This window comes from Paenibacillus sp. FSL R7-269 (assembly GCF_000517865.1).
Lineage (GTDB): Bacteria > Bacillota > Bacilli > Paenibacillales > Paenibacillaceae > Paenibacillus_AQ.
Genome location: NZ_ASPS01000032.1, coordinates 13,129 through 34,819 on the forward strand (window position 1 = coordinate 13,129; position 21,691 = coordinate 34,819).

Annotated in this window: 23 protein-coding genes; 10 read left to right on the forward strand and 13 right to left on the reverse strand. The window is 52.2% G+C overall.

Annotation, left to right across the window (positions count from 1 at the left end; translation table 11 throughout):
- The first annotated feature begins 137 nt into the window (after positions 1-137).
- Positions 138-1,214 carry a hypothetical protein gene (locus tag C162_RS34420; protein WP_051493597.1) on the forward strand — a complete coding sequence of 359 codons (1,077 nt, stop codon included), beginning with the start codon at positions 138-140 and terminating at the stop codon, positions 1,212-1,214.
- A gap of 383 nt (positions 1,215-1,597) precedes the next feature.
- Here the strand turns inward: C162_RS34420 and C162_RS16710 are convergent, their stop codons facing one another.
- Complete coding sequence (locus C162_RS16710) at positions 1,598-1,792, reverse strand: YqzE family protein (RefSeq protein ID WP_036695653.1); 195 nt, start codon at positions 1,790-1,792, stop codon at positions 1,598-1,600.
- A gap of 206 nt (positions 1,793-1,998) precedes the next feature.
- Here C162_RS16710 and C162_RS16715 point away from each other — a divergent pair, with 206 nt between their 5' ends.
- On the forward strand, positions 1,999-2,802 hold the full coding sequence (locus tag C162_RS16715) for an N-acetylmuramoyl-L-alanine amidase family protein (protein WP_051493604.1): 804 nt from the start codon (positions 1,999-2,001) through the stop codon (positions 2,800-2,802).
- On the opposite strand, the gene C162_RS16720 is transcribed toward C162_RS16715, so the two are convergent.
- The 3 genes from C162_RS16720 to C162_RS16730 all read right to left on the reverse strand — a co-directional run bounded on the left by C162_RS16720 (position 2,789) and on the right by C162_RS16730 (position 5,413).
- Positions 2,789-3,700 carry a divergent polysaccharide deacetylase family protein gene (locus C162_RS16720; RefSeq protein ID WP_084648951.1) on the reverse strand — a complete coding sequence of 304 codons (912 nt, stop codon included), beginning with the start codon at positions 3,698-3,700 and terminating at the stop codon, positions 2,789-2,791. The genes C162_RS16715 and C162_RS16720 overlap by 14 nt on opposite strands.
- A gap of 129 nt (positions 3,701-3,829) precedes the next feature.
- On the reverse strand, positions 3,830-4,930 hold the full coding sequence (locus C162_RS16725; protein WP_036695654.1) for a glycerol dehydrogenase: 1,101 nt from the start codon (positions 4,928-4,930) through the stop codon (positions 3,830-3,832).
- Between the two features lie 30 nt (positions 4,931-4,960).
- Entirely contained in the window at positions 4,961-5,413 is a 453-nt protein-coding gene (locus tag C162_RS16730) for a MerR family transcriptional regulator (protein WP_036695655.1), read from the reverse strand.
- Between the two features lie 161 nt (positions 5,414-5,574).
- Here C162_RS16730 and C162_RS16735 point away from each other — a divergent pair, with 161 nt between their 5' ends.
- The gene (locus C162_RS16735; protein WP_036695656.1) at positions 5,575-6,432 is read left to right on the forward strand and encodes an SDR family NAD(P)-dependent oxidoreductase; all 858 of its coding nucleotides are present in this window, start codon (positions 5,575-5,577) and stop codon (positions 6,430-6,432) included.
- 131 nt (positions 6,433-6,563) lie between these two features.
- Here the strand turns inward: C162_RS16735 and C162_RS16740 are convergent, their stop codons facing one another.
- Complete coding sequence (locus C162_RS16740; RefSeq protein ID WP_051493606.1) at positions 6,564-7,499, reverse strand: hypothetical protein; 936 nt, start codon at positions 7,497-7,499, stop codon at positions 6,564-6,566.
- 75 nt (positions 7,500-7,574) lie between these two features.
- Positions 7,575-8,453, reverse strand: coding sequence for a PhzF family phenazine biosynthesis protein (locus C162_RS16745; RefSeq protein WP_036695657.1), 879 nt, complete (start codon positions 8,451-8,453; stop codon positions 7,575-7,577).
- 246 nt (positions 8,454-8,699) lie between these two features.
- Here C162_RS16745 and C162_RS16750 point away from each other — a divergent pair, with 246 nt between their 5' ends.
- The 5 genes from C162_RS16750 (at position 8,700) to C162_RS16770 (ending at position 12,403) form a co-directional block, all read left to right on the forward strand.
- Positions 8,700-9,029 (forward strand): HIT domain-containing protein, encoded by a 330-nt coding sequence (locus C162_RS16750; protein ID WP_036695658.1) that lies wholly within the window; start codon positions 8,700-8,702, stop codon positions 9,027-9,029.
- A 219-nt stretch (positions 9,030-9,248) separates the two neighbouring features.
- Complete coding sequence (locus tag C162_RS16755) at positions 9,249-10,127, forward strand: YihY/virulence factor BrkB family protein (protein ID WP_051493610.1); 879 nt, start codon at positions 9,249-9,251, stop codon at positions 10,125-10,127.
- Entirely contained in the window at positions 10,124-10,810 is a 687-nt protein-coding gene (locus C162_RS16760) for a DUF7002 family protein (RefSeq protein WP_036695659.1), read from the forward strand. The genes C162_RS16755 and C162_RS16760 overlap by 4 nt, the downstream gene beginning before the upstream one ends.
- A gap of 154 nt (positions 10,811-10,964) precedes the next feature.
- Entirely contained in the window at positions 10,965-11,258 is a 294-nt protein-coding gene (locus C162_RS16765) for a PadR family transcriptional regulator (protein WP_235218454.1), read from the forward strand.
- Positions 11,255-12,403: a DUF2812 domain-containing protein gene (locus C162_RS16770; protein WP_036695661.1), complete on the forward strand. Its 1,149-nt coding sequence runs from the start codon at positions 11,255-11,257 to the stop codon at positions 12,401-12,403. Before C162_RS16765 ends, C162_RS16770 begins: the two co-directional genes overlap by 4 nt.
- A 103-nt stretch (positions 12,404-12,506) precedes the next feature.
- Here C162_RS16770 and C162_RS16775 read toward each other — a convergent pair whose 3' ends face one another.
- The 7 genes from C162_RS16775 to C162_RS16805 all read right to left on the reverse strand — a co-directional run bounded on the left by C162_RS16775 (position 12,507) and on the right by C162_RS16805 (position 19,687).
- Complete coding sequence (locus tag C162_RS16775) at positions 12,507-13,166, reverse strand: GntR family transcriptional regulator (protein ID WP_036695691.1); 660 nt, start codon at positions 13,164-13,166, stop codon at positions 12,507-12,509.
- Positions 13,167-13,183: 17 nt separating this feature from the next.
- Entirely contained in the window at positions 13,184-13,861 is a 678-nt protein-coding gene (locus C162_RS16780) for a hypothetical protein (RefSeq protein WP_200869211.1), read from the reverse strand.
- A 41-nt stretch (positions 13,862-13,902) separates the two neighbouring features.
- Positions 13,903-16,035 carry a hydantoinase/oxoprolinase family protein gene (locus tag C162_RS16785; RefSeq protein ID WP_036695663.1) on the reverse strand — a complete coding sequence of 711 codons (2,133 nt, stop codon included), beginning with the start codon at positions 16,033-16,035 and terminating at the stop codon, positions 13,903-13,905.
- Positions 16,036-16,068: 33 nt separating this feature from the next.
- Complete coding sequence (locus tag C162_RS16790) at positions 16,069-17,415, reverse strand: citrate transporter (RefSeq protein WP_084648952.1); 1,347 nt, start codon at positions 17,413-17,415, stop codon at positions 16,069-16,071.
- Between the two features lie 198 nt (positions 17,416-17,613).
- Positions 17,614-18,009 carry a hypothetical protein gene (locus C162_RS16795; protein ID WP_143804308.1) on the reverse strand — a complete coding sequence of 132 codons (396 nt, stop codon included), beginning with the start codon at positions 18,007-18,009 and terminating at the stop codon, positions 17,614-17,616.
- A 60-nt stretch (positions 18,010-18,069) separates the two neighbouring features.
- Positions 18,070-18,690: a hypothetical protein gene (locus C162_RS16800; RefSeq protein ID WP_036695665.1), complete on the reverse strand. Its 621-nt coding sequence runs from the start codon at positions 18,688-18,690 to the stop codon at positions 18,070-18,072.
- A gap of 94 nt (positions 18,691-18,784) precedes the next feature.
- Positions 18,785-19,687 (reverse strand): ketopantoate reductase family protein, encoded by a 903-nt coding sequence (locus C162_RS16805; protein WP_036695666.1) that lies wholly within the window; start codon positions 19,685-19,687, stop codon positions 18,785-18,787.
- Between the two features lie 147 nt (positions 19,688-19,834).
- Between C162_RS16805 and C162_RS16810 the strand changes: the two genes are divergently transcribed.
- Entirely contained in the window at positions 19,835-20,389 is a 555-nt protein-coding gene (locus tag C162_RS16810; RefSeq protein WP_036695667.1) for a TetR/AcrR family transcriptional regulator, read from the forward strand.
- Positions 20,390-20,432: 43 nt separating this feature from the next.
- Complete coding sequence (locus tag C162_RS16815; RefSeq protein ID WP_036695668.1) at positions 20,433-21,647, forward strand: GNAT family N-acetyltransferase; 1,215 nt, start codon at positions 20,433-20,435, stop codon at positions 21,645-21,647.
- Positions 21,648-21,691 lie beyond the last annotated feature (44 nt).

Below are 21,691 nucleotides of genomic sequence, written 5' to 3' on the forward strand. Positions count from 1 at the left end.
GCTAAAAGCAGGCAAAAAAACAGCGAAACTCGCGCCGCTGGCCGCGACAGCAAGCAACAGCCTTTTCAGGGCTTGTCCCCTACAATGAACAGTAAGAAGCGTAAATTCCCTCAAGAACAGGAAAGGTGACTGAACCTATGAATATCACTGCAAGGCAGAAGAGCTCCCGGCGGCGCGGCCGCCTGCTCCTCTGTCTGATTCTCGGACTGACTCTGCTGGCTGCGAGCGCCTCTTCTCCTCAGGCATTAGCGTCACAAGCCAGCCGGACGACCGTGACGCAGGCCGTCACGCAGGAGGTTCTTCCGGGACTTGAAATGAAGCCGATTCCAGCACCGGAAACGCTGCAGGCCTTCACCCGGCAGACGATTAATCAGCTCTCAGCGAATGCTCCTTTTAAGGAATGGAAGGATGCCGGCACGGAGGTCTACCCTCTTGGTCCGGGAACGCGCAGCTGGCTGGTCAATGTGATGCACAGCGGTCAGCGGATCGGCTATCTCGTTATCTCCGCTGCGGATCAGGGCGGCTATCTGCTTAGCGAATACGGAGCTGGAACCGATGGCCTCCCTTATAGTATGACTGAACTGCGCCAGTATCTGGTGCAGCAAGGACTGATACCCTCTAATTCTTCAGGTGCCATCGGGGTTACGGCGCTCTATGCTCCAATGCTGCCTGTCTGGAGAATCACTACGGAGAACAGAACGCTGTATCTGAATGCTGCTGTCCTGGAGACACTGCCCTGGAGTCAGACCCAGGCTGAGCATATTCTTAATGCTGCACCGGAAGCCTCTGCCATGCTGTCCTCCGGTCCGGGCCAGGCGCACACTCCCCAGCCCGCTCTACGTAGCGGCGGAGAGGATGACCCGTATGCCGATCTCCTGTGGCTGACTGCACCCGGGCTGAAGACGCTGAACGGAGCAAGCCTGAGCGCTCTGCTTCAGGAGCGGGGCAGTCTAGCCTTCCAGTCCCCGGGGCACAACGACACGCTGGGAGCGCCATTCATGATCACAGGCAGCCAGAGCTGGCTGAAGCCAGGCGCTTCCCGTGACCAAGGGAGCACCGAAGCAGCCGTAGTCTATGCTGCCTCGGGTCCTGGTGGCATTCGTTACCTCCCGCTTAGCGCCCTACAGAAGGCCGGAACCCTCCACAAGCTGCCGGTACCGCTGCCCGGGGGAGCCACGCTGGGCTCTGCTGTTCTGCCCGGTTCAAGCCGGTAGACTGGTACTGACATAATTCCTGCTCCATACTGAAACAGCCTTCCCGGGTGCCGTCTGAACGGCGCCACTTGGGAAGGCTGTTTGCTTATACATCTGAATTTAACTCAACGTCCGCTTTCTCTGAATTCAGGTGCATTTGTACACCTGATTCACACTCAACGCACGATTTCTGCGGATTCAGGTGCATTTATACACTTGATTCGCACGTAGCTACCAATTTTCACAAATTCAGGGGCATTTATATACCTGTTTTCCACTCACCGCCCTATTTTTCCGAATTCAGGGGCATTTAACACCTGATTCACGCTAAGAGCTCGATTTCCGCGAATCCAGGTGCATTTATGCACCTCATGCCCACACAGCGCCCGCTCACTGTTGAAGCGTTACTCCTTACCTGCCCCGCCCCTGCTCCATTTGCTGCGCCAGACAGACCAAGCGAGCGGCAGCGTGCCGAACCATTTTTCCGCCCACGGCTGCTTTTCTGCCTTCCGCCGGGCATGGACAGCGCCCGGATTCTCAATGTAGACAACTACCTTTTCCGTAATATACTTCACCAGATCATCTCCGCCGGATGCCATCTCTTACACCTCCCAGGTGAGTGCTTGGCGGGTTCCCGCCCCTTGATCTTATACTTATAGTGTGCTCCAATCCTCTGATCTCTAAACCGGAATCCGAAGCTTCGTATAGGTTAGGCTGTTAAGGCACAATCTAACAAGACTACACCTGTATAAACCGTTATTAAGTACATGAAGCTGTTGATTATTCCGGCAGGGAGGTTACTCACATGAGACAATCGAATGTATTGGAGCCCTATAGCACTACACAGTACCACCGTTCAAAAGAGCAGCCCCGGCTGAGATCCGGGCGGGGGCTTAAGCGGATCATAACCGCAGCATGCGTTCTGCTCCTGCTTACGGCAGGCGGCACCGCAGAGATCCACGCGGCTGCACCTAGCACTAATCCACAGGCAGAACAGCCCGGACAGCGCCAGCATATGCTCGGCCATGATCAGCGGATCATTCTGATCGATGCCGGCCATGGGGGGATTGACGGCGGAACCTCTTACGGCAGCATTTTGGAGAAGGACATCACCCTCGCCATCTCGCGCCGCCTCTTTCTCCTGCTGCGTGCGGACGGCTTCGATACGATTCTGAACCGTATCGGCGATTATGCGCCCAGCGATGAGAATCTGTGGCTGCGCAGCAGATCCCGGCATTTGCGCGATCTGGCCCAGCGCAAGGAGCTGGCAGAGACCCTTCCGGCCAATGTTGTGGTCAGCATCCATATTAACTGGGCGAAATCCCCGTCCAAGCATGGTCCGCTCGTCCTGTACCGCCAGGAAGGACGCAGCTTTCTGCTGGCCCGGACCATACAGGATCAGCTCAACTGGCTCTACGGGATGAAGAATGATCCTGTCCGGGGCAAGCCCTTCTACCTGCTCAACAAAATAACCGCCACAACGGTGATCGTTGAGGCGGGATTTGTCAGCAGTCCGGCTGACCGCGAGAAGCTCTGTACACCGAAGGGCCAGGAAGAGATCGCCGAAGCCATTGCGAACGGGATCGCTGCCTACCTTATGGAAGTGTAAGCCGGGAATTCCATTTCCATTCCTCACGGACCAGATCGGAGATGCCGACGAATTGCACCTTGTCCTTCATTCCGGCAATGCCGCTGCGGATGCCCGCGGCGGTCTCTTTGCCCTGGATGCCGACATGACCGATGGTGACGCAGAACTTTTGGCTCAAGGCCCGCTCCTGCACAAGCTTCATCTGCTTTATTACATGGCTTGCCGAATGCACATCATCCAGGAAGATATGATTCTCCACCGGCGGCATTCCCAGCTCCCGGGCCATCCGTCCCGCAACTGAACGATAGTTGGTATGGCTGTCTACGAAGAATAACCCGCGCTCCTTGCAGACCGCAAGCACAATACCCATTACCCGTTCATCTCCGGTCACCTTGGAGCCCATATGATTGTTGATGCCGATCGCGTAAGGCACATTATCGAGTGCAGCCTCCACCCGCCCCCGGACCTCGGCGTCATTCATGCTGGTCAGCACGGCCCCCGGTCCCAGCCATTCCGGCTTGCCCTGACGCGGCTCCATCGGCAAATGAACCAGCACATCGAAGCCCAGCTCATGGGCGCGCCGGGCATCCTGTTCGCTGGAGCGCAGGAACGGCATGACCGCAACGGTGATTTTGACGGGCAGCTTGAACATTTCCTCTGTCCCGCGCATGCTGTTGCCGAAATCATCGATAATGACCGCTACACGGCTGAGCGCCTGCTGCTGCTGATCTCCAGTTGTCCGGTTGCCCGATACGCTGCTCCCTCTGCTATCTGCAGGTGCGGGTGCTGTTGCTGAAGCTGTCTTGTCTGCTGATGCAACAGACATTCCATGCGGCGGGATCAGCGCCGCAGACATAATCACCGCTGCGGCCAAGGGATACAGAAGGACACGCTTTACTCTGTGATTGCTTATATTCATACTGGAACACCTCCTTCGTGATTCAACAATTGTTCTCATTGTTTGGCTCACGAAGGCTAAATATGTACGGAGCGCTTACGCAATTATTAACAATGGGATGCGGGTACAGCACGGGCGGCCTGTCAGCATCTATGCCCTTCCTCCAGCTCCGCGTCTGTCAGCGTCAAGCATAGCCTTCAGTACCTGCTGCGGTGTCACGGCAAACGGCATATTGCCCATCGGACTATTCTCCAGGTTACAGCTGGCCTCGGCAGCCAGCAGCAGCCGGCCCTGCTCCACACCAGCCAGTCCCATTGCAGCCAGGGTCACAGGCAGACCAGCCATCCGGCAGAATTCCACAACTCCGGCAATCTCTGGCTCTTCCGCACCCTCCAGGATCAGCTGCACCAGTGTAGCAAAAGCCACCTTTTCACCGTGCAGTACATGCCTGCACTCTTCCAGCAGCGTCAATCCGTTATGAATGGCATGGGCGGCGGCTAAGCCTCCGCTCTCGAATCCGATCCCGCTGAGATAGATATTCGCTTCAACGATGTGATGAACGGCAGCAGTGACACGGCCCTCACTGGCATCCTTCAGCGCCTGCTGCCCATCCGCAAGCAGCGTATCCAGGCAGGTACGGGCCAGGGCGAGAGCCGCCAGCGTCCCGGTCCCTCCGGTGCTGGTTACTGCTCCCGACCGGCTGCAAGCCCGGGCTTCATAGTAGGTGGACAAGGCGTCGCCCATTCCGGCGGCCAGCAATCTTACGGGAGCACCTGCAATGATCGCCACATCTGCAACTACCAGATCCGGGCTGCGGCGCAGCGGAAGATACCGGTCGAACTCTCCAGAGTCGCTATATAGAACCGCCAAGGCGCTACAAGGTGCATCTGTTGAAGCGACTGTCGGCACCAGCAGCACCGGCAGATTAGCGAAATGGCTGACGGCCTTAGCTGTATCCAGCGTTTTGCCGCCGCCAATCCCTACGATGGTCCCCACCTGTCCCCTGTTCAGCTCAGCTACCATCTGCTCCACCTGCACCAGGCTGCACTCCCCTTGGAATTCACGCAACATCAAGGGAAGCTGCTCGGCCAAGAAGCCGTCCTTAATCTCTTGCCCATACCTTGAGAGGATAAAAGGATCAACTATGGCATACGCTCCTTTATCCCCCATTTGCATACAGTAACTGCCCAGTCTGGCAATCTCCCCGTTGCCCTGAATATATTTTGACGGTGAATAAATAATCTGCGGCATCAATGAATCCCCTCCTGCTCTACTTATCCCTCATACTTTGGCTTTGGCTTTGCGTCCGCTTGGCATCTGCTTGCGGTCTCCGGTCAGCTCGCAGGTCTGCGGGCCCAGATTACCCTGATCGATTTTGACATCAATGAAGTCTACAATCTGTTGCAACGATGCGATCTGCTCGACAATCTTACGCCTGTGATCCATAATCATCACTTGCAGCTCGGGATAGTCCGACAGATCTGCATCCAGAGACAGATGAAGATAGGGCCGCATGTCGTCCAGCGACATTCCTGTTTTTTTGAGGCATGTCACCAGTTGCATCCGGTTCAGGTCCGAATCGCTATAGATGCGATGGCTGTTCCCCCTGCGCTTCGCCCGGGGCAGCAGCCCAATCTTCTCGTAGTACCTTATCGTATCCTCAGACATTCCTGTCCGCTCCGCTGTTTCCTTAATCGAATATCCCTGCACAAGATCCGCTTCTGCCAGACTCATAGAATCACTCCCTCTCTACTTGCTCTAAAAGTGCCTTCGTACCATTGTATAACCTGGAGTCAGCTCCAAGTCAACGGTTAATTTCGGTACTTGACTTGGATTCGGCTCCAAGTTATAGAATGAGCACCATTCACCCACTCACATTCAAAGGAGCAATCATAATGAACATAACACACGACTCCCGCACAGCGCTGATCACCGGGGCAAATCATGGCATCGGGCTGGCCCTAACCCGCCGAATGCTGGATGAAGGCTGGGAGGTAATCGCGCTGATCCGCTCAGCATTTGCTGAAGATGACTCCCTGATCCGTGAGGCGCTTGCCCGCAGACAACTTCGAATCTATAAGGCGGACCTAAGCGATTTCACCCAACTGCGGAGTGCCCTGCAGAGAATCAATCATCATGAGAAGCAGATTGATCTGCTGTTCAATAATGCCGGCGGCAGCTTCCCGGAGTTAACCTTCTCCAAGCAAGGGCGTGAGCTGCATTATGAGCTGCAGACGGTCGTTCCGTATATCATTACAATGGAGCTGAAGCCGCTCTTGCTGAAAGGCAAGCTCCGCACGGTCGTGAATACATCCTCCAACGCTTTCATGATGAAACGCAGCTTCGATCCTGCCGCCCTGAAGCACCCGGCCAAATTTCAGATGCTGACCGGCCCTTATGCCGACACCAAGCGCGCCTTGTCCTTGTGGACTGAAGCGGTGGCCCCGGCGCTTGCGGAGGAGGGCATCCTGATCCGAAGTAGCGATCCCGGAGGCAACAATACCCTTCGCAGCGGCAAAAAATCCGGCATCCCGCTATGGTTAAAACCCATTACGCGGCTGTTTTTCCCCGAGCCTACCCATGGGGCAGGCCTGCTGTATCAGGCGGCTCTGGGTGAACACAGCGGCAAGTCCGGTGTCTTCCTGATCAAGAATCAGGTAAAACCGCTGAAATTCATAGAGCATAGCAGCCGTATCCTTAAGGATGTCCGGGCCATTTACGAGCAGGAATTCCTTCAATCCGGCGGTGCATGATTGTGCTATTACTTGTGACAAGGCAGCAATTGGCACGCGACGCGATCAAGCCACAGCTCCCGTACGGAGGGCTGTGGCTTGACGATGCGCTGCATTTTTTTAATTTATGCCAAGCTGCATTCCAATTCTGTTCATAGCAGCTCCGACATTCGTCCGAATTCCCGCAGCAGCCGCAAATTCTCAATCACGATATGTCCCTTCCACCAGTTCTCACTAATCGCATACTCGCGTTCATATCCTTCCCAGCCCCAGGTCAGCTCCCAGACACCTGCGGCATTTCGGGTCTCCAGCAGATAATCAAGCTCCTGGTGCAGCAGTCCGCCCAGTTCAGCGTATCCGGGACTATGCAGCGAATGGATGAACGCTGACGGTCTGCAGCCATACCCGTTCCAATTCCCCTCATCGCGGCTGATTAGCCGTGCGCTCTGTACTTTGAAGGCTTCTTGCAGCTCCACATAGGGGAAGTGCTCCTGCAGCCCCGCCCAGGTGATGCAATGCAGCAGCGTGTCCACGCATTTCAGCGGGTGCATCTCAATATTAGGTTCACGCAGGAAAAGCTCCGTCAGCTCACGGGCAATCTCCAGTCCGGTGGCATACAGCCCGCAATCCCGCGGAGCAGCCTTCAGAATGAATCCCGCCAGAATAGCGGTCGGGTTAAACATACTGTGGGAAGTACTGTTTGAGCTTGTATGCCACCAGGGGGCATGAGGATAATCATTATTAGAAGCTACGACATTCCTCCAGGTGCGGCCATCCATATCCACACCGCTGTCCAGGTATTTCAGAATTCCCTGCACCAGCGGATGCCCGCTATCTGCAAATTCAAGCTCCAGCAGCCGTTCCACCGCCGTAGCGGTCTGGATCGGGGTGGAATGCGGATTCCAGGCATCCGCCTCCAAGGCATGGCCGAAGCCCCCATCCTCATTCTGATAGGCGGATAGCGCTTCCAGTACCGGCGGAACCGCGCCGTCCCCGAAGTGAAATCTCCATCTCGCCAGGTCCAGCGGACGGGCATTGCGGTACATCCAACGTCTGATTCCCTCGTAATCCTCCAGCAGCAGCTTCATGCGCAATCTCCTTATAATAGGTTTGATAAAACTGTGAAAAACACAGATTTATTACTAACAAACTTTTGATTCCGTTTATATCATGATATGTCTTCGTTCAATTCGAGCCACTGCACCGCCGACCCGAACCTGATTGATTTCACCGCTCTCGCTCAGGCGCAATCCAGCCTTAATTTCAGAAGGACAATCCATCGAATACCCTTGCCTGAACATAACATTCTCCACTTCCTGCAAAGATCGTTGGCCGTATTGGTACAAATAGCTGAGTAAGGCACCATTGGATGTTCCTGTCGCGCTCTCCTCGGGAATATCGTACAGCGGCGCAAAATTCCGGCATTCCGCAGCAGAATCATCTGGAGTATCCATCGTGAACAGATGATATCCAACCACATCATATTTTTCGCTGATAGCGATTATGGCATCAAAATTTGGCTGAATCTCATTCAAGAGCTTCCTGCTCCGGATTGGAATCATAATGTCCCGCAAGCCTGTCGAAACAATCTGGATGGGCAACTCTGTCTGCAGTTCTTCGGCATCCATCCTCAAAGATGGGGCGATTTCCTCACAGGATATCCTTTCAAAAAATTGTGGTACAACCTGTGACAAGTAAACAAGACCCTCCGAGCTAATATCGACATCAAGAATCCCTGCCTTGGTTTCTATTGAATAGGAGGTCGCTTCCTTTGACAAACCCAATGAATGCATTAGTCCAAACGCAGCAATCGTGGCGTGTCCGCACAGATCAACTTCGCTGGCGGGGGTGAAATAGCGGATTTTGTAATCCGCAAGCAGGGATTTTTCCATAAAGGCCGTCTCCGAAAAGCCCAATTCCTTCGCTATGAGCTGCATTTGGGCAGCATCTAGAGAAAGAGCTTGCTCCAAGACAACGCCTGCCGGATTACCGCCACGCTCCCCTTCCGCAAATGCATTTAACGTATACACTTCCACATTCATGTTCCACTCGCCCTCTCTTTATTTTCAAAAACCGCCCGGTCTGCGCAACCGCACGTCCCCCGCCACCCTCCATTATTTTCCTTTTATCGATATGTTAGCTTAATATACCATGGTCAGTCTATGACAATTATTCTCTCCTGTCACTTTCCTTGAGAAATCCCTGAATGATTCTTTCAGATTGCTCTATTGGCGCACTCTATTTTCCAGTATAATACAAGTTAAAAAACACCATTTAGGAGGATATATATGACAGAAGATTTCTATTGTGACGAAGTATTGAGCGGCAAAACAGTAATTAACAAGGTCTTCGAAACGGATAATATTTTAGCGTACCACCATACCAAACCCTTTTACCCTGTTCATATTGTAGCCATTCCCAAACGGCACATCTCTTCCCTGTTAACCATTCAGGCCGAAGAGCATGAGCTGCTGCTTGAGCTTATCGGAGTAATCCAGGAGGTTGCCGCCCAGGTAACTGAAGAATACGGAGCATGCAGAGTGATTACCAATCTCGGTAATTATCAGGACTCGAAGCATCTGCACTGGCATATCTGCTATGGGGAACCACTAAGATAGTTAATTCCCGCTCTTGGCAACAAACAATTGGATAAACGTATCTAAATTTCCTGTAAGGGGCGTCCGTTCATCAGCACGTGTATTTAATGGAGCTAATCCCGTTATGCTACAATAAAAACGACCCCGTCGGACTAAAGGATATTTCACCGGGGTATACATATATATGGAACGATTTGGCTACCAGGTTAGCCTATCCGGGAATTCATGAAGGAGGGCCCTATGAACAGCACTTCCGGCAGTAGAAGAGGCACTTTCAAGTTCATCAAGCAGCTATGGGTGAAAATAGGCGCCGATGATGTCCAGGGCATCGCTGCGCAGCTGACCTATTATTTAATCCTGTCCCTGTTTCCTTTTCTGATCTTCATCATGACCCTGATCGGGTATGCGAATATCTCGCTGGAGAAAAATATAGAGCAGCTGGAGCAGATCATGCCCGCCGAAGCCATCTCTATTATAGAAGAGATTCTGCAGGATGTATCTGCCGGACGCAGCCAGACACTGTTGTCCTTCGGGATGCTGGCTACCTTGTGGGCCGCCTCCAAAGGAATCAATGCTATCATCAAGGGGCTTAACCGTGCCTACGAGATTGACGAGAGCAGAGTGTTCTGGAAAATCCGGGGGATCGCCCTGCTCGCTACCTTGACAATCGGATTCGTCGTACTGCTCAGCATTCTGCTACTGGTCCTTGGCAGCTGGCTTAAGACGCAAGTCTTCCTGCTGGTTGATCTTCCCTACGGATTCCAAAAGCTCTGGGATCTGCTGCAATACGCGATTCCGCTGTTCGTGATGTTCATCGTCTTCACCCTGCTGTACTGGATCGCTCCCAGCCGGAGATTGGCGCTGCGGGAGGTCATGCCTGGGGCGTTGTTCACCACCATCGGCTGGATTACGACCTCGATTCTGTTCTCGGTATACGTCAATCAATTCAGTGATTTCTCCAAAACCTACGGCAGTCTCGGGGGCGTAACAGTGCTGCTAATCTGGCTCTATATCAGCTCATTCATTATCCTGGCCGGAGGCGAGATCAACGCGGTCCTGCTGAACCGCAGGGTGAATAGTATGCCCTTCAGCTCCTTCAAAGGACAGAAGCTCCCATGAACCCCTCCCTGATTGACGCCATTACCAAAAGCCCGCTCCGTACCTCCTTCTATCATTTCACCCGGGCAGTGAATCTGCCCGCCATGGCTGCCCTTGACGCCATTTATTCCTCTGCGGTGCTGAGCCCCGCTCATGCAGCCGGAGAGCGGCGGACTGCGGCGCACCGGGTAAGCTATACCGGGCAAGCCGCGACGCTGAATGCCCATCTGCGCATTACGCCTGAGGCGATGGCTCCGGGGACAACGGCGGAAGAGTTCCGCCGCTGCCTGGACCGCCATGTGTTCCTGTGGGCGACCTGGCGCGATTGCCTCGCAATGGCTGCAATGTATTCGCGCAGAGAGCCGGGCGAGGTCTTCGCTGTGCTGAAGCTCGATGCCCGCAGCGTCCTGGCGGGTCACTACGCCCGCATCAAGCTGTCTAAATACGATTCCGGCAGCTCCCCCAGGTTCCCGCACCGCATGTCATACCGCAAGAGCTGCGCTATGCTGCTTCCCCTAGCCGAGTTCATGTCCTCTAACGGACAAGCTATCCCCGTCAAGCCGTCCGAGATCAAGGAGGTGCTGGCCCAGGATAAGCTGGCCCCGATCAGCCAGTATTTACAGACGGTCTACTGTTCACAGTCCCAGCTTGTACCTGAGCTCTGGCAGCCATTGTGCCAGCCTCTGCTTCTTTCGCCACTGTAGCTCTGCTTGAATTATATGTCGCATCGTGATATAGTCACATTATGACATAGTCACAACATGACATATTTTCTTAGCCATGACTAGGCACAATGAATTGACGAAGCAGGTGAACGCGGTGTCCGCAACGCAAAAGGTTCTAAAAAAGTACGTGCCCATGACAGAGACGGCCTTCTATATTCTATTGTCCTTAACCAAGCCGCGCCATGGATATGGAATTATTAAGCATGTGGAGGAATTGTCGGAAGGACGGCTCCGGCTGGGCTCCGGTACGGTATATGGAACCTTGACCAAAATGAACAAGGATGGACTGATTACCGTATTTGCCGATGAAGAGAGAAAGACGGTGTACGAGGTGTCTGAGCTGGGGAAGGAAGTCATGCGCGCTGAAATCGGCAGGTTAAAGGAACTTCACCGCAACGCCGTCACCAGTGAGGAGGAATTCAATTGAGAACTGTATTTCGGCCCTTTTGGAGCTATGATTTGCCGGGGACAGAAGCCTGGTTGGCCGATATGGCCGGCAAGGGATGGCGTGTGGAAGAATGGAGCTTACTGCGGCGGCGCTTTACCTTCCGGCAGGCTGAGCCTATCCGGCTAACTTATCAGCTGGCTTATCATTCATCCAAGCATTCATCCATGTCTCCTTATCTTGCCGCAGAGGGATGGAGCAGGCGGCTGCAGCAAGGCAAATGGAGCCTGTACGAGAATGACCGGCTGCCGTCACAGATTAGCGCCTATCCTTCACGTAAGGATGTCCTGAGGCGTAACCGCATCATCTCCTATCTTTTCATGGGGATCCTGGTGTATTTGCTGCTCATTGCACTTATTCCACTGCTTGTACTAGGACTCACCTTCAATCAGGATACTCCAGTCCGCATTCAGCCAAGTCCGCTGTGGGCCGTTACCTGGGCCGCAGCAGCGGGAGCCCTGGCCCTGCTTGTTCTTGCAATTTACTCAATAGTGAAGCTCCAGGCTGCCAGTAAGGTATTTCTGCTAAACCATCAGGACCTGAAGAAGCCTCCCGGACCGCAGAAGCCTGCCGGCACTACGATGGCGCGGATGAAGCCCAGCTGGATGTACGCCCCTGACCGGCTGGAGCAATGGCTGGAGGACAAAGAGAAGCACGGATGGAATCTCTATAAAGTAGGCTTCGGAGGAACGCTGTTCCATTTCAGCAAGGGCCGTCCGCGCCGCATGACCTATCACGCCGACTATCAGGTCATGGCCGATGAAGGGTATTTCGAGCTGCACCAGGAGGCTGGCTGGACGAGGCTCTACAGCTCTTCCTTCTCTCTGCAGAAATGGACCCTCTGGAGCCGGGAGGAGCAGAACGCTGCGGAGCAGCAGGAAATCTATAGTGATCCGGTCCACCGCCTGAAGCAGGCACGTACAATCGCCATCAGCTATACCCTGCTGTTCCTGCCTATGATCCTGCTCTACAGCTTTAATCTGTCGGCCTTCATTGATGGCATGCTGCGGGACGGGATCACTGCTTCCCAAGCGTGGAACACTTCAATTATGTTCCTTTCCATTCTGCTCTTCGGCTCGTTCGCGGGCAGAACCTGGCTATATTACCGGCGGCTCAAGCAGCAATAGGAGCTATATCATTTCTTATATTTCAACAAAAGGCGTATACCGGAAGTCCCGCTCCATGCGGAGAAGACTTCAGTATACGCCTTTAAGCTTATCACTTGTATGATCAGAAGAATTGCGGGTATTCCTTGGACATGCTCTGGACCCGGTCCAGCAGCGTATTGGAATGCTCCATCACGACCTTGCGCATCCCTTCCGCATCCCGCTTGCGGGTAGCGGCAACCATCTTCACATGCTTATCAATATCGGACGGCTGCACCCCCTCCATCTTCCCGTAGAGCAGACGGATACGATTGTAATGGGATGCTACCTCTTCGATGGTGAACCAGGATAACTCCTCCCCGGCCGTCTGAAAGATCAGCTGATGGAACCGGTTGTCCTTAATATAGAATTCTCTGAAGTATTTCTTGTCCATATATTTCTTCTGCTTATTAATCAGTTCCTGCATCGTATCTGCGACCAATTCACTGCATTTGCGGATGAATTCATCGATTACAGCAGATTCAAGGGAGGTCCGGATGAACCATTCCTCGCGGACTCTTTGCAGATCAATCTTGGAGACTACAGTTTTGCGCTGAGGATATATTTCCACCAGTCCTGACTGTTGAAGGCGGACCACTGCTTCCCGTACCGGCGTCCGGCTGACGCCATAGCGTTCAGACAGCTTCTGCACACTGACATCCATTCCTGGCTCGAGCGTCATATTCATGATGTCTTCTTTTATTCTATTGTAAGTTACATCATTCAGTGAATTACTGTTATTCATAATCTTCAACGGCTTCCCTACACCTTCCCTGAACTCACTCCTAGTACATCACGGGTTATTGTCTCCGCACTGGCTGAGTCGTAGCTGTAATACAACAGAATGTCCAGAATGAACGGCGAATACCGCAGTCTGTTCAGTTCCTGTGTAAAAGCCATGGCTCCAACTTCACTTAAGGTGCGTATTGTAGAATAATTATTCAGGCCCAGCAGCTTCCATAGCAGAATGCGCTCGGTCCGGGTGTATATTTCCTGTGCAAACCGGTCTTCTACAAAATGATAAATTTCGTGGCCAAGGATAGTATTCATTATACCAGCTTGCGGAAAAAGTTCAACTAGACCAGGACCCGCCTCCCGTACCTGCTCCGCCGCTCTGCGCAAGGGTTCTTCCATGATTTCGATCCGGTCCGGCGGGGTATAGGAGGCGAATAGCACACGCTTGCCGGTCATGAGCGCATCCTTGAATTCCAGCTTCAGGTTCATACGTTCAGCAAGCACCCTGACATCACGGGTCCCATATTCAAGTATCATCCGCTGTGCATATTCTATGCCGCAGGCTCTGGCCTGCTTTAGCATTTCCCGCTTCGTCTCCGGCGAAATCCGCCGGTTCAGAATGTCTCTCGAGAAGGCATACATTCCCCAAGCCTCATGGTCAACCTCCAGTAATGGATACAGCAGCTCTCCCAGCTTCGTCTGCACTTGCATACGTCCCCCTGTCTACATGCACTTCCGCGCGGCTCCTAGCTCTGCTTGATATTAGCCGCCACGACAACGATCTCCGTGTCCGGCTCGAATGTGGATACCTCAATATCCATCAACAGCTCCAGCTGTTCGAAGTCCGATGCCGTAAAGTCCATGACACGGGCACCGATGCACAGGTAAAAGTCAGGTCTGGCAATCAGCTCTGTCTGGTACACAGCCATAGCCTCCCACAGCTGCTTAACCGCAGCCAGGTAATCACCCGCAGTGGTCTTAAGTGCCATAGCCCGGCCTCTCTGCACTTTGATGAAGCCCTTGGTGTCCAGGATGCGGACCGCCCCGGCTTCACCGGATTTATCCATCAATTCGCCGAAAATACTGACATACCGGGTCTTCTCAAGCAGCTTGGTCCGTTCCAGCGGGATACGCATATCCTTCGCCGCCAGCTCCTGCAGCTCGGCCTCATCGCATTCCTTCAGCAGCTCGGTCGTCTTCACTTCCGTAGAACCGGTAGCAATCGCTGTAACCTTGGAGGTCTGCGGATCAATATCAATATGAATCTCGATGCTCTCCGGTGTGGCCCCGCTCTGAATCGCTTTGTTCATGGCTTCCATCTTGAGGGCGGCAATCACTTCCTTGGACGGAGACGGAATAATCCGCTCTACAACGTCCCGGACCATCGACAGAGCAACCCCTATGGAAGAGATAACCTCTGCATTCTCGGGGATGCTGTATTTCAGGCCCATTTTCTCGGAAAAATAGACAATCAGCGAAGCCGCTCCGCCGCCGACACCCACCAGGGAGATCTGGTCCTTCTCCAGCTTGTATTTCTCGGCCAGCGCCAGGATGATCGGCTCGATCTTTGCATACGCCTTCTCCATAATCTGCTTGGCAATATCTTCTACCGTTGTTCCGCAGTAATCCGCCAGCGCCTGCATCGCTCTTCGGGCCGCTTCCACATTCCCGTAGGAGAAATGCTCCGGCTTCACCAGTCCCAGCACATTCGCCGCGCAGGAGTTCGTGATCGTCACCCGTTCCCCATTCTCCAGCCGGATCGCCACATAATCAGCAGGATCACCCGGCTTCGGAGAAAAGAATTCGACCTGCGCTCCGTTGATCTTATCCGGATCGGTGAATACCGAATAATCCAGTCCGCCGATATGCGCCGATCTGGGTCCGACATCGACCACTCCACTTTTGTTCGCCCGGATCATGGACCCGCCGGCCACGCCGAGCACCCGTACATCCAGGGAATTGACATAGGTCGGATGACCGCCGACGATGGAATAGTCGATGGCGGGACGGCCGTTTTTGATCACACCGATATTGGTTGTCGTGCCGCCGACCTCGAAATATACCCCGTTAGAGGCTCTAAGATACATCAGTGAGCCCATGACCGAGGCCGCGGGGCCCGAGAGCATAGTCAGAACAGGCCGCTTCTTCATCTCAGTGATCTCCATAACGCCGCCGTCGCCTCTCATAATCATCAGTGGAACATGGACCCCGGCCTCCCTCACAGACTTCTCTGTGGAATTGGCGGTATCAAGCATCTTCGGCAGAATGCTTGCATTAATCGCCGCTGTTCGGGTTCTCCGGGTCAGCCCGTACAATTTCGTAATGTCGGAGGCCATGGTGGTCGGCATGCCTTTTTTCTCCGCTTCGATATAGACCAGTTCCTCAGGCCGCCCGTTATCTACGCCAAAAGCCATTGAAGGCACAATAACCTGTGCCCCCTGCTGCTTCAATTCGTCAATGACCGCCAGCACGGAGGCTTCGGACATTTTTTTAACATTAAGGAAGCTATTGTAGATCTTGATCTCCTTACCGTTGCCCAGATCGATATTCTGAAGCCGGGTCTGCCGCTTGGCGAGCCAGCCTTCCAGACCGCCCTTGGCCAGGCCAATGATGCCCACCTGGGCAATATCGCCCTCGATCAGCGCATTCGTAGCCTGCGTTGTACTGTGAGCCACGAACACTACATCCTCAGGACGGATATTGTTCTCCTCCAGGCAATTCATGAAGCATTTCACCACACCTGCGGCTACGCCTGTGGCATGGTCATGTGTTGTCTTGACGGACGATTTGCCGATAATCTCATGTGTCGCATTGTCAATCGCAACTGCCTTGGTATGGGTTCCCCCCACATCTATACCCATTCTAACCATTGTACTCATATGATTTCTCCGTTTCTCTTCATTAATAGTGTGTTAAACCAAATTTCCGTACATGAAGAATACGATCACGCAGAGAATAATCCCGATAATCCAGCCCGTAGGAATCGACATCTTCATGTATTCCTTGGCGGGAACCTTCGTATAGCCGAAGCCCCAGGCAACCCAGGACTGTGTTACGTCCAAATGCTGCGGTGCAACAGTAGTAATGGCGAACAGCGGATAGAGGAATTGTACCGGCCAGGCTGCGGTTGCCACCACAACGGCCAGGATGGCCGAACCCGAACCGACGAGGTTCATCGGACCGCGGAAGAAGCCGAGCGGTGTCAGGATGGCGAATACAATACACAAGAGCAGCGCAGTCTGGGGCATTGCGCCGTCCAGCAGGGTTTTGAAATAAGGGGAAGCATAGGTAGCCGCATTGTTGAACATTGACAGCGTGAGCAGGAACCCGATCATCGGTGCCACATCAATAGCTCCGTCCGCGAACTGCTTCGACAGCATTCTGCAAACGCTTGCAAAACCACCCTTCAGCTTACCGCAGGTCAGCAGGGCGAACAAGGCGGCGAAGATAAATCCGAAAATAATCGGCACCTTAAACACCACTACACCCACTACCGGCAGAATGATCGAGATCCAGGAGATGGCAGGTGCATCTACAGTAGCTCCGCTATCCGGTGTAGCCGCCCAGGCCCGTGAGAGCTTCCGGTTCATCATCACATTAGATACCACCAGCACCACGATCAGAGATACAGCCATCGCAATCATGCCGAATTTGAAATATGTATTATAGTCGTAGCTGGCATAACTTTCATTGGCTGTTGCAAAAATCGCCTGATATTGCTTAAAGTTCACGATGTTCCCGAAGATCCCCGCCATGATCGAGCCCATGAAGGAGAACAAGGCAATCGGTGATGGAATCCCGAGCGACAGCATGATCGGCAGCACGATGACAGCAATGGAGATAACCGGGCCGATACCCGTCATGGAGGTGAAGATTACAGCGGTAACGATACACAGCAGGGACATGGTGATTCTTGGTTTGTCTCCTCCAAGCTCTACGACCTTACGGATCAGCGTAGCGGCAATCCCTGTGTCGATCAGGACTCTGCCGAAGAAGGCGCCGAAGAAGATATTAACCAGTATCGCCTTCCCGTAGTTCTCAGGCCCCGTCTGGAACACATTCGTCAGCACGTCAATGAAGGTCTTGCCCTCCATCACGGAGGTAGGATGAACGCTATTTCCGATCAGAGCAATCGAGGTCCACAGCACCGACATGACGAAGAAGCCAACCATTAGGTTACACCCCTTGACGCAATACCACACTAATCCAAAAAATGATAAGACCATAATGAAACCAATTACAACATTAGCCACATCCACAAAATAACCTCCTGAAGTAGGATAAATGAGTTAACATGCTAACATGCTATTTGGGTATACTGACATGTTAGTTTGCCACGTGAAAATATTAACATGCTACTTCATTAGGCGTCAATACCCTTCTGCATGTTATTTCCAAACACTTCAAAACGCAAAACAGAGGCTGCAGATGTGATCCATCCTGCGCCTCTGTTCACTTCAAACTCTTCCGTTATGTTTGTTAATCACCTGGTCACGATACTTCTGAAATTGCTCCCAGGATTGCTCCGCTGCTTCAGGCTGCTTAAAGTCGATATAGCCGGTATCCGATGTGTCCAGGGCATAAGCCTCCAGTGTCTCGCAGATCAAGCAGAGGGTATCCATCACCGCTCCCCCGCCCCGGACATGCAGCATAATAGAATCCACGAGCTCCTCGTCACCTGTGTTGAACTCAATCGAAAACCCCTCGCCCTCAAGGACGCCCCAAGCCTTATCCCGGTAATCCAGGTTCGGTAGGCGGCGGGTCAGCTTCTCAATGATTTCATCACGTTGTCCCAGCGGTGGCACTGGCGGCTGTTCTTCCTCCGGCGCTTCAAAATCGTATTTCGTTTTCATGATAAGTACATCCCAGCTCATATGCGCTCACTCCTGTCATTATAGACTCCAGCACTTAGACTACTTATTACCCGATTCGTCCACTCTTATCAACTCAAATGTTGCGGCTTCGATCCACAGGATCAGCTTGTTATGATTCACATCGATGAAGCTTAGCGGTACACCCAGTCCCGGCGAAGGCTCAGTTACCTCTATGTCGGTCGTTACATCGTTGGTCCCAATCATAGACAGATTCAATTTGTTCACTCTGTAAAAGGAATCCCCGTTATAATGCCTCTGGGTTATACTATAGCGGGGATTGGTGAACTTGTATTGGTACGCTTCATAGCCCTCTAGCCCCATCGAGGAGAAGTAATCTTTATGAATCACAAGTTCATCCCCAATGATGTCCTGTCCTGTAGGATATTCAGACGCGTCATTATAGGAATTCGCGAATCCCAGCAGCTTGTCCACCTTCCAGGTGCCATAGATGAACTCCTCCGTCGCCTGATCCAAATCGATTCGCCCGATAAAAGGTTCGGAGGTATTGCGCAGAATCAGATCCTCTTCTAGTGCTGCATGTTCCGGAGTTGGAGTGACCGGGGTGTGTTGTGCGTTTGCGGGCTCTGCCGCCTGACTGCATCCAGCCAGGCAGACCGCCAAAATCGATATGTTCAGTATCTTCCCTAATCTTGTTATCATGGTAAGCCTCCCGCCTGCTTCAGTTCTTCAACCTTACCATCCGCTGGAAGTGAAGAATAAACAGACGGGTTACAATACCGGAACAAACGATTCATCAGCCGTTCTGAATAGATAGAAATTTTGTCAGATCCTTCTCTAGCTGCACAACCTCCTGGTTCGCAGCATTCGCATAATCCGGCAGCAGCATATCCTTAACCATGTTTGTGCGCAGCCAGGCAATGAAGAGAACATCCAGGATGAAGCTTGGGAGCTTAGGGACTATGTTAAAAACGGGCGGATCAACAGCAACACCTGCCTCACGGATTGCTTTTAGATACGCTTTTAAAGTAACTGTTATTTGGCGTGCCGTCTGTCTGGTTCCGGGTGTTACAGGGGCAATCTCCGGTTTGCCGCCATACAAACTGCCCAGCAAGGCAATGTCTGATACGGAATGAGTGATTAGATACGCCTGCATATCCTTTTTTACAGCGTAGGGAAGCTTGGCGGTTTGAAATACTTGTGCGAGCTTTAAGATGCGCTGCGTCACTGCGCCATTCATTTCTCCCAATGCGGTAGCCACTAGAAGCTTGGGCATGAACCGTGCGTGCAGGACCCCATCTTTAATCTGTCCGCCGAAGCCGGGAAAGGCCGGTAATAGTCTATCCCCTACAATCCCCTGCCACGAAGAAAATCCAATCGGGCTATTGGTCATCGTAACTATATTTTGGCTTTGATTATCTTTTAGCGCGAGCAATGCGGATTCGGCCCGGTCATAACGAACGGTAACGAAAATAAAATCGTATATATCGTCATTTTCGAGCGTATCCATGACCTTCACCGGAACCGTTCTGACTGTACCTTTGTCATTATATTGCAGGCCTTTTTCTTGTAAAAGTCTGAACCTGTCCGCACGAGCAAACAGACTAACGTCATATCCTGCTTCCATAAACTTTATTGCATAAATACTCCCGATGACACCTGCACCGAAAATTAAAATTCTGTTTTGCTCTGCTGACATTATAATCACTCCTGCCCTTTAATATCCCCATTTGATTATCCGACAACATGTTGTATGATGTGATCATAAAGCTTTAGGATTTCTTGATCAATCATCAGTTTTTTAATATCTGTCGGATGATATCTTATGCGCAGGCAGGAGGGAAACATGAACAAGCAGCCCCAAATTACGGAGAAAACAAGACAAAAGTTTATAGATGTGTTTTGTGAGCTATACAGCCAAAAGCCGGTTGAGAAAATTTCCATCCAGGAAATCGCCAGCCGGTCAGGGTATAACCGCAGTACCTTTTATCAATACTTTACTGACATTTACGAACTTCTGGACACTGTGGAAAATAACTTGCTCCATGACATCAAAGCAGAACTAGCCGGTAACGAGCTGTCGATGCATTCGGTTCAGGATGCGCTGTCTTGTCTGGACAGAAAAGAACATCTTCTGGCGCTCCATGCCCTTCTGGGCGATTATGGAAGCCCCCGTTTTTTAGCACGCTTAAAAAGAGACATCCCCATGGAACAATTCCTGAACCTTCCGCAAAACCATTCCTTAACGCCATACTTCATTGAGTTCTATCTGACATCTACCCTTTCTTTATTTCGCCTGTGGCTCCAGCAGGAAAAGGATATACCGCCAGAAGAATTTATTAAGTTAGCGGAGAACTTATATTCAAGAGGGGTTTCGGCTTATTCTGATGAAGGATTCTGAATGAACTCTGTTTTTAACATAGCGACCCAGGAGGAAAGCAAAGATGACGACAACACCAGAACAAAATATAAGCGTAACCAACAGGCCGGGCAGAGAACAGCTTGAACAGATTTACGATATTTTAGATGAATGTTTTGCCGTAGGCCGGGGGTATTTCCAGGAAAGATTAGACCTCGACAACTCCTATGACCCGGATACCACATGGTTTGCAACGGTCGGCGGCAAGGTTGCTGCCAATGTTCAAATCTTTCCGCTTTCCATCAGAGTCGGCCAAGCGGTCTTGCAGACGGGCGCTATGGGCAGCGTCGCTGCAGATCCCAATTATCGCGGCATGGGGCTGACACACAAAATTCTTGCTGCACAAACACACTACATGAGAGAAGCCGGTTATGATATAAGTGTACTTCTGGCCAGCAAGCATGCATTTTATGAGAAGGCCGGCTGGAGACTGATTCCCGAGACTGCTTACGCTATTGAGAATCAGGCGCGGGGCGGGCAGCCGGACGGTTACGAGATTATACCTTTTGAGCCCCGTTATCTTGAGGATATCCGTGCTATTTATGAACAATTCAATCAGAACCGCACCTATACTGTAGTACGTAATGAAACCTACTGGAAGGATCTGATCCGCTGGCCAGAATGGAAGAAATCGGACTGTCTGCTGCTTCAGCATCATCATAAAATTGTCGCTTATGGCATGATAGAAAAAAAGGACACCGAACAGGTATTTATCAACGAACTCATCTATCTGGATGAGGCAGCGGACGGCGTGGAGTACTTATTTCATGAATTATGCCGTCTCCGGCCGAAGGCCAAGCACATCATGGCGATGCTTCCTGAAGATCACAAGCTATATTCCTATTATCAGCAGCTTCAGGCTGAGCCCGTTCCCATCCATATGGCGATGTGGAAAATGATCAACCTGTATTCTACCTTCCACAAGCTTCAGCCTGAATTGGAGCATCGCCTTAACGGCAATGCCTTGATGGCGGAACAGGAGCTGTTCATAACGCTGCAATGCGGGGAGGAGCGGATCTGCCTCGACTACCGCCAGAAGCGGCTTTCCGTTTCCGGGAATAGTCAGTCCGGGTCCCGGATAACCATAGAAGTGGATGAGCGGAATCTGATCTCTTATATCATCTTCGGCTATAATGCGGAAGGCGCAGCTGAAGCTGGGACCCCTGCCCGACATGCTGATATTCTGCAGGCCCTGTTCCCGAAACAGCAGGCCGTGTTTTATTTAACCGACAAATTTTGACCGTAACCTGTCACCCGGGAGTTGTTTATTCACCGGAAAAAGGG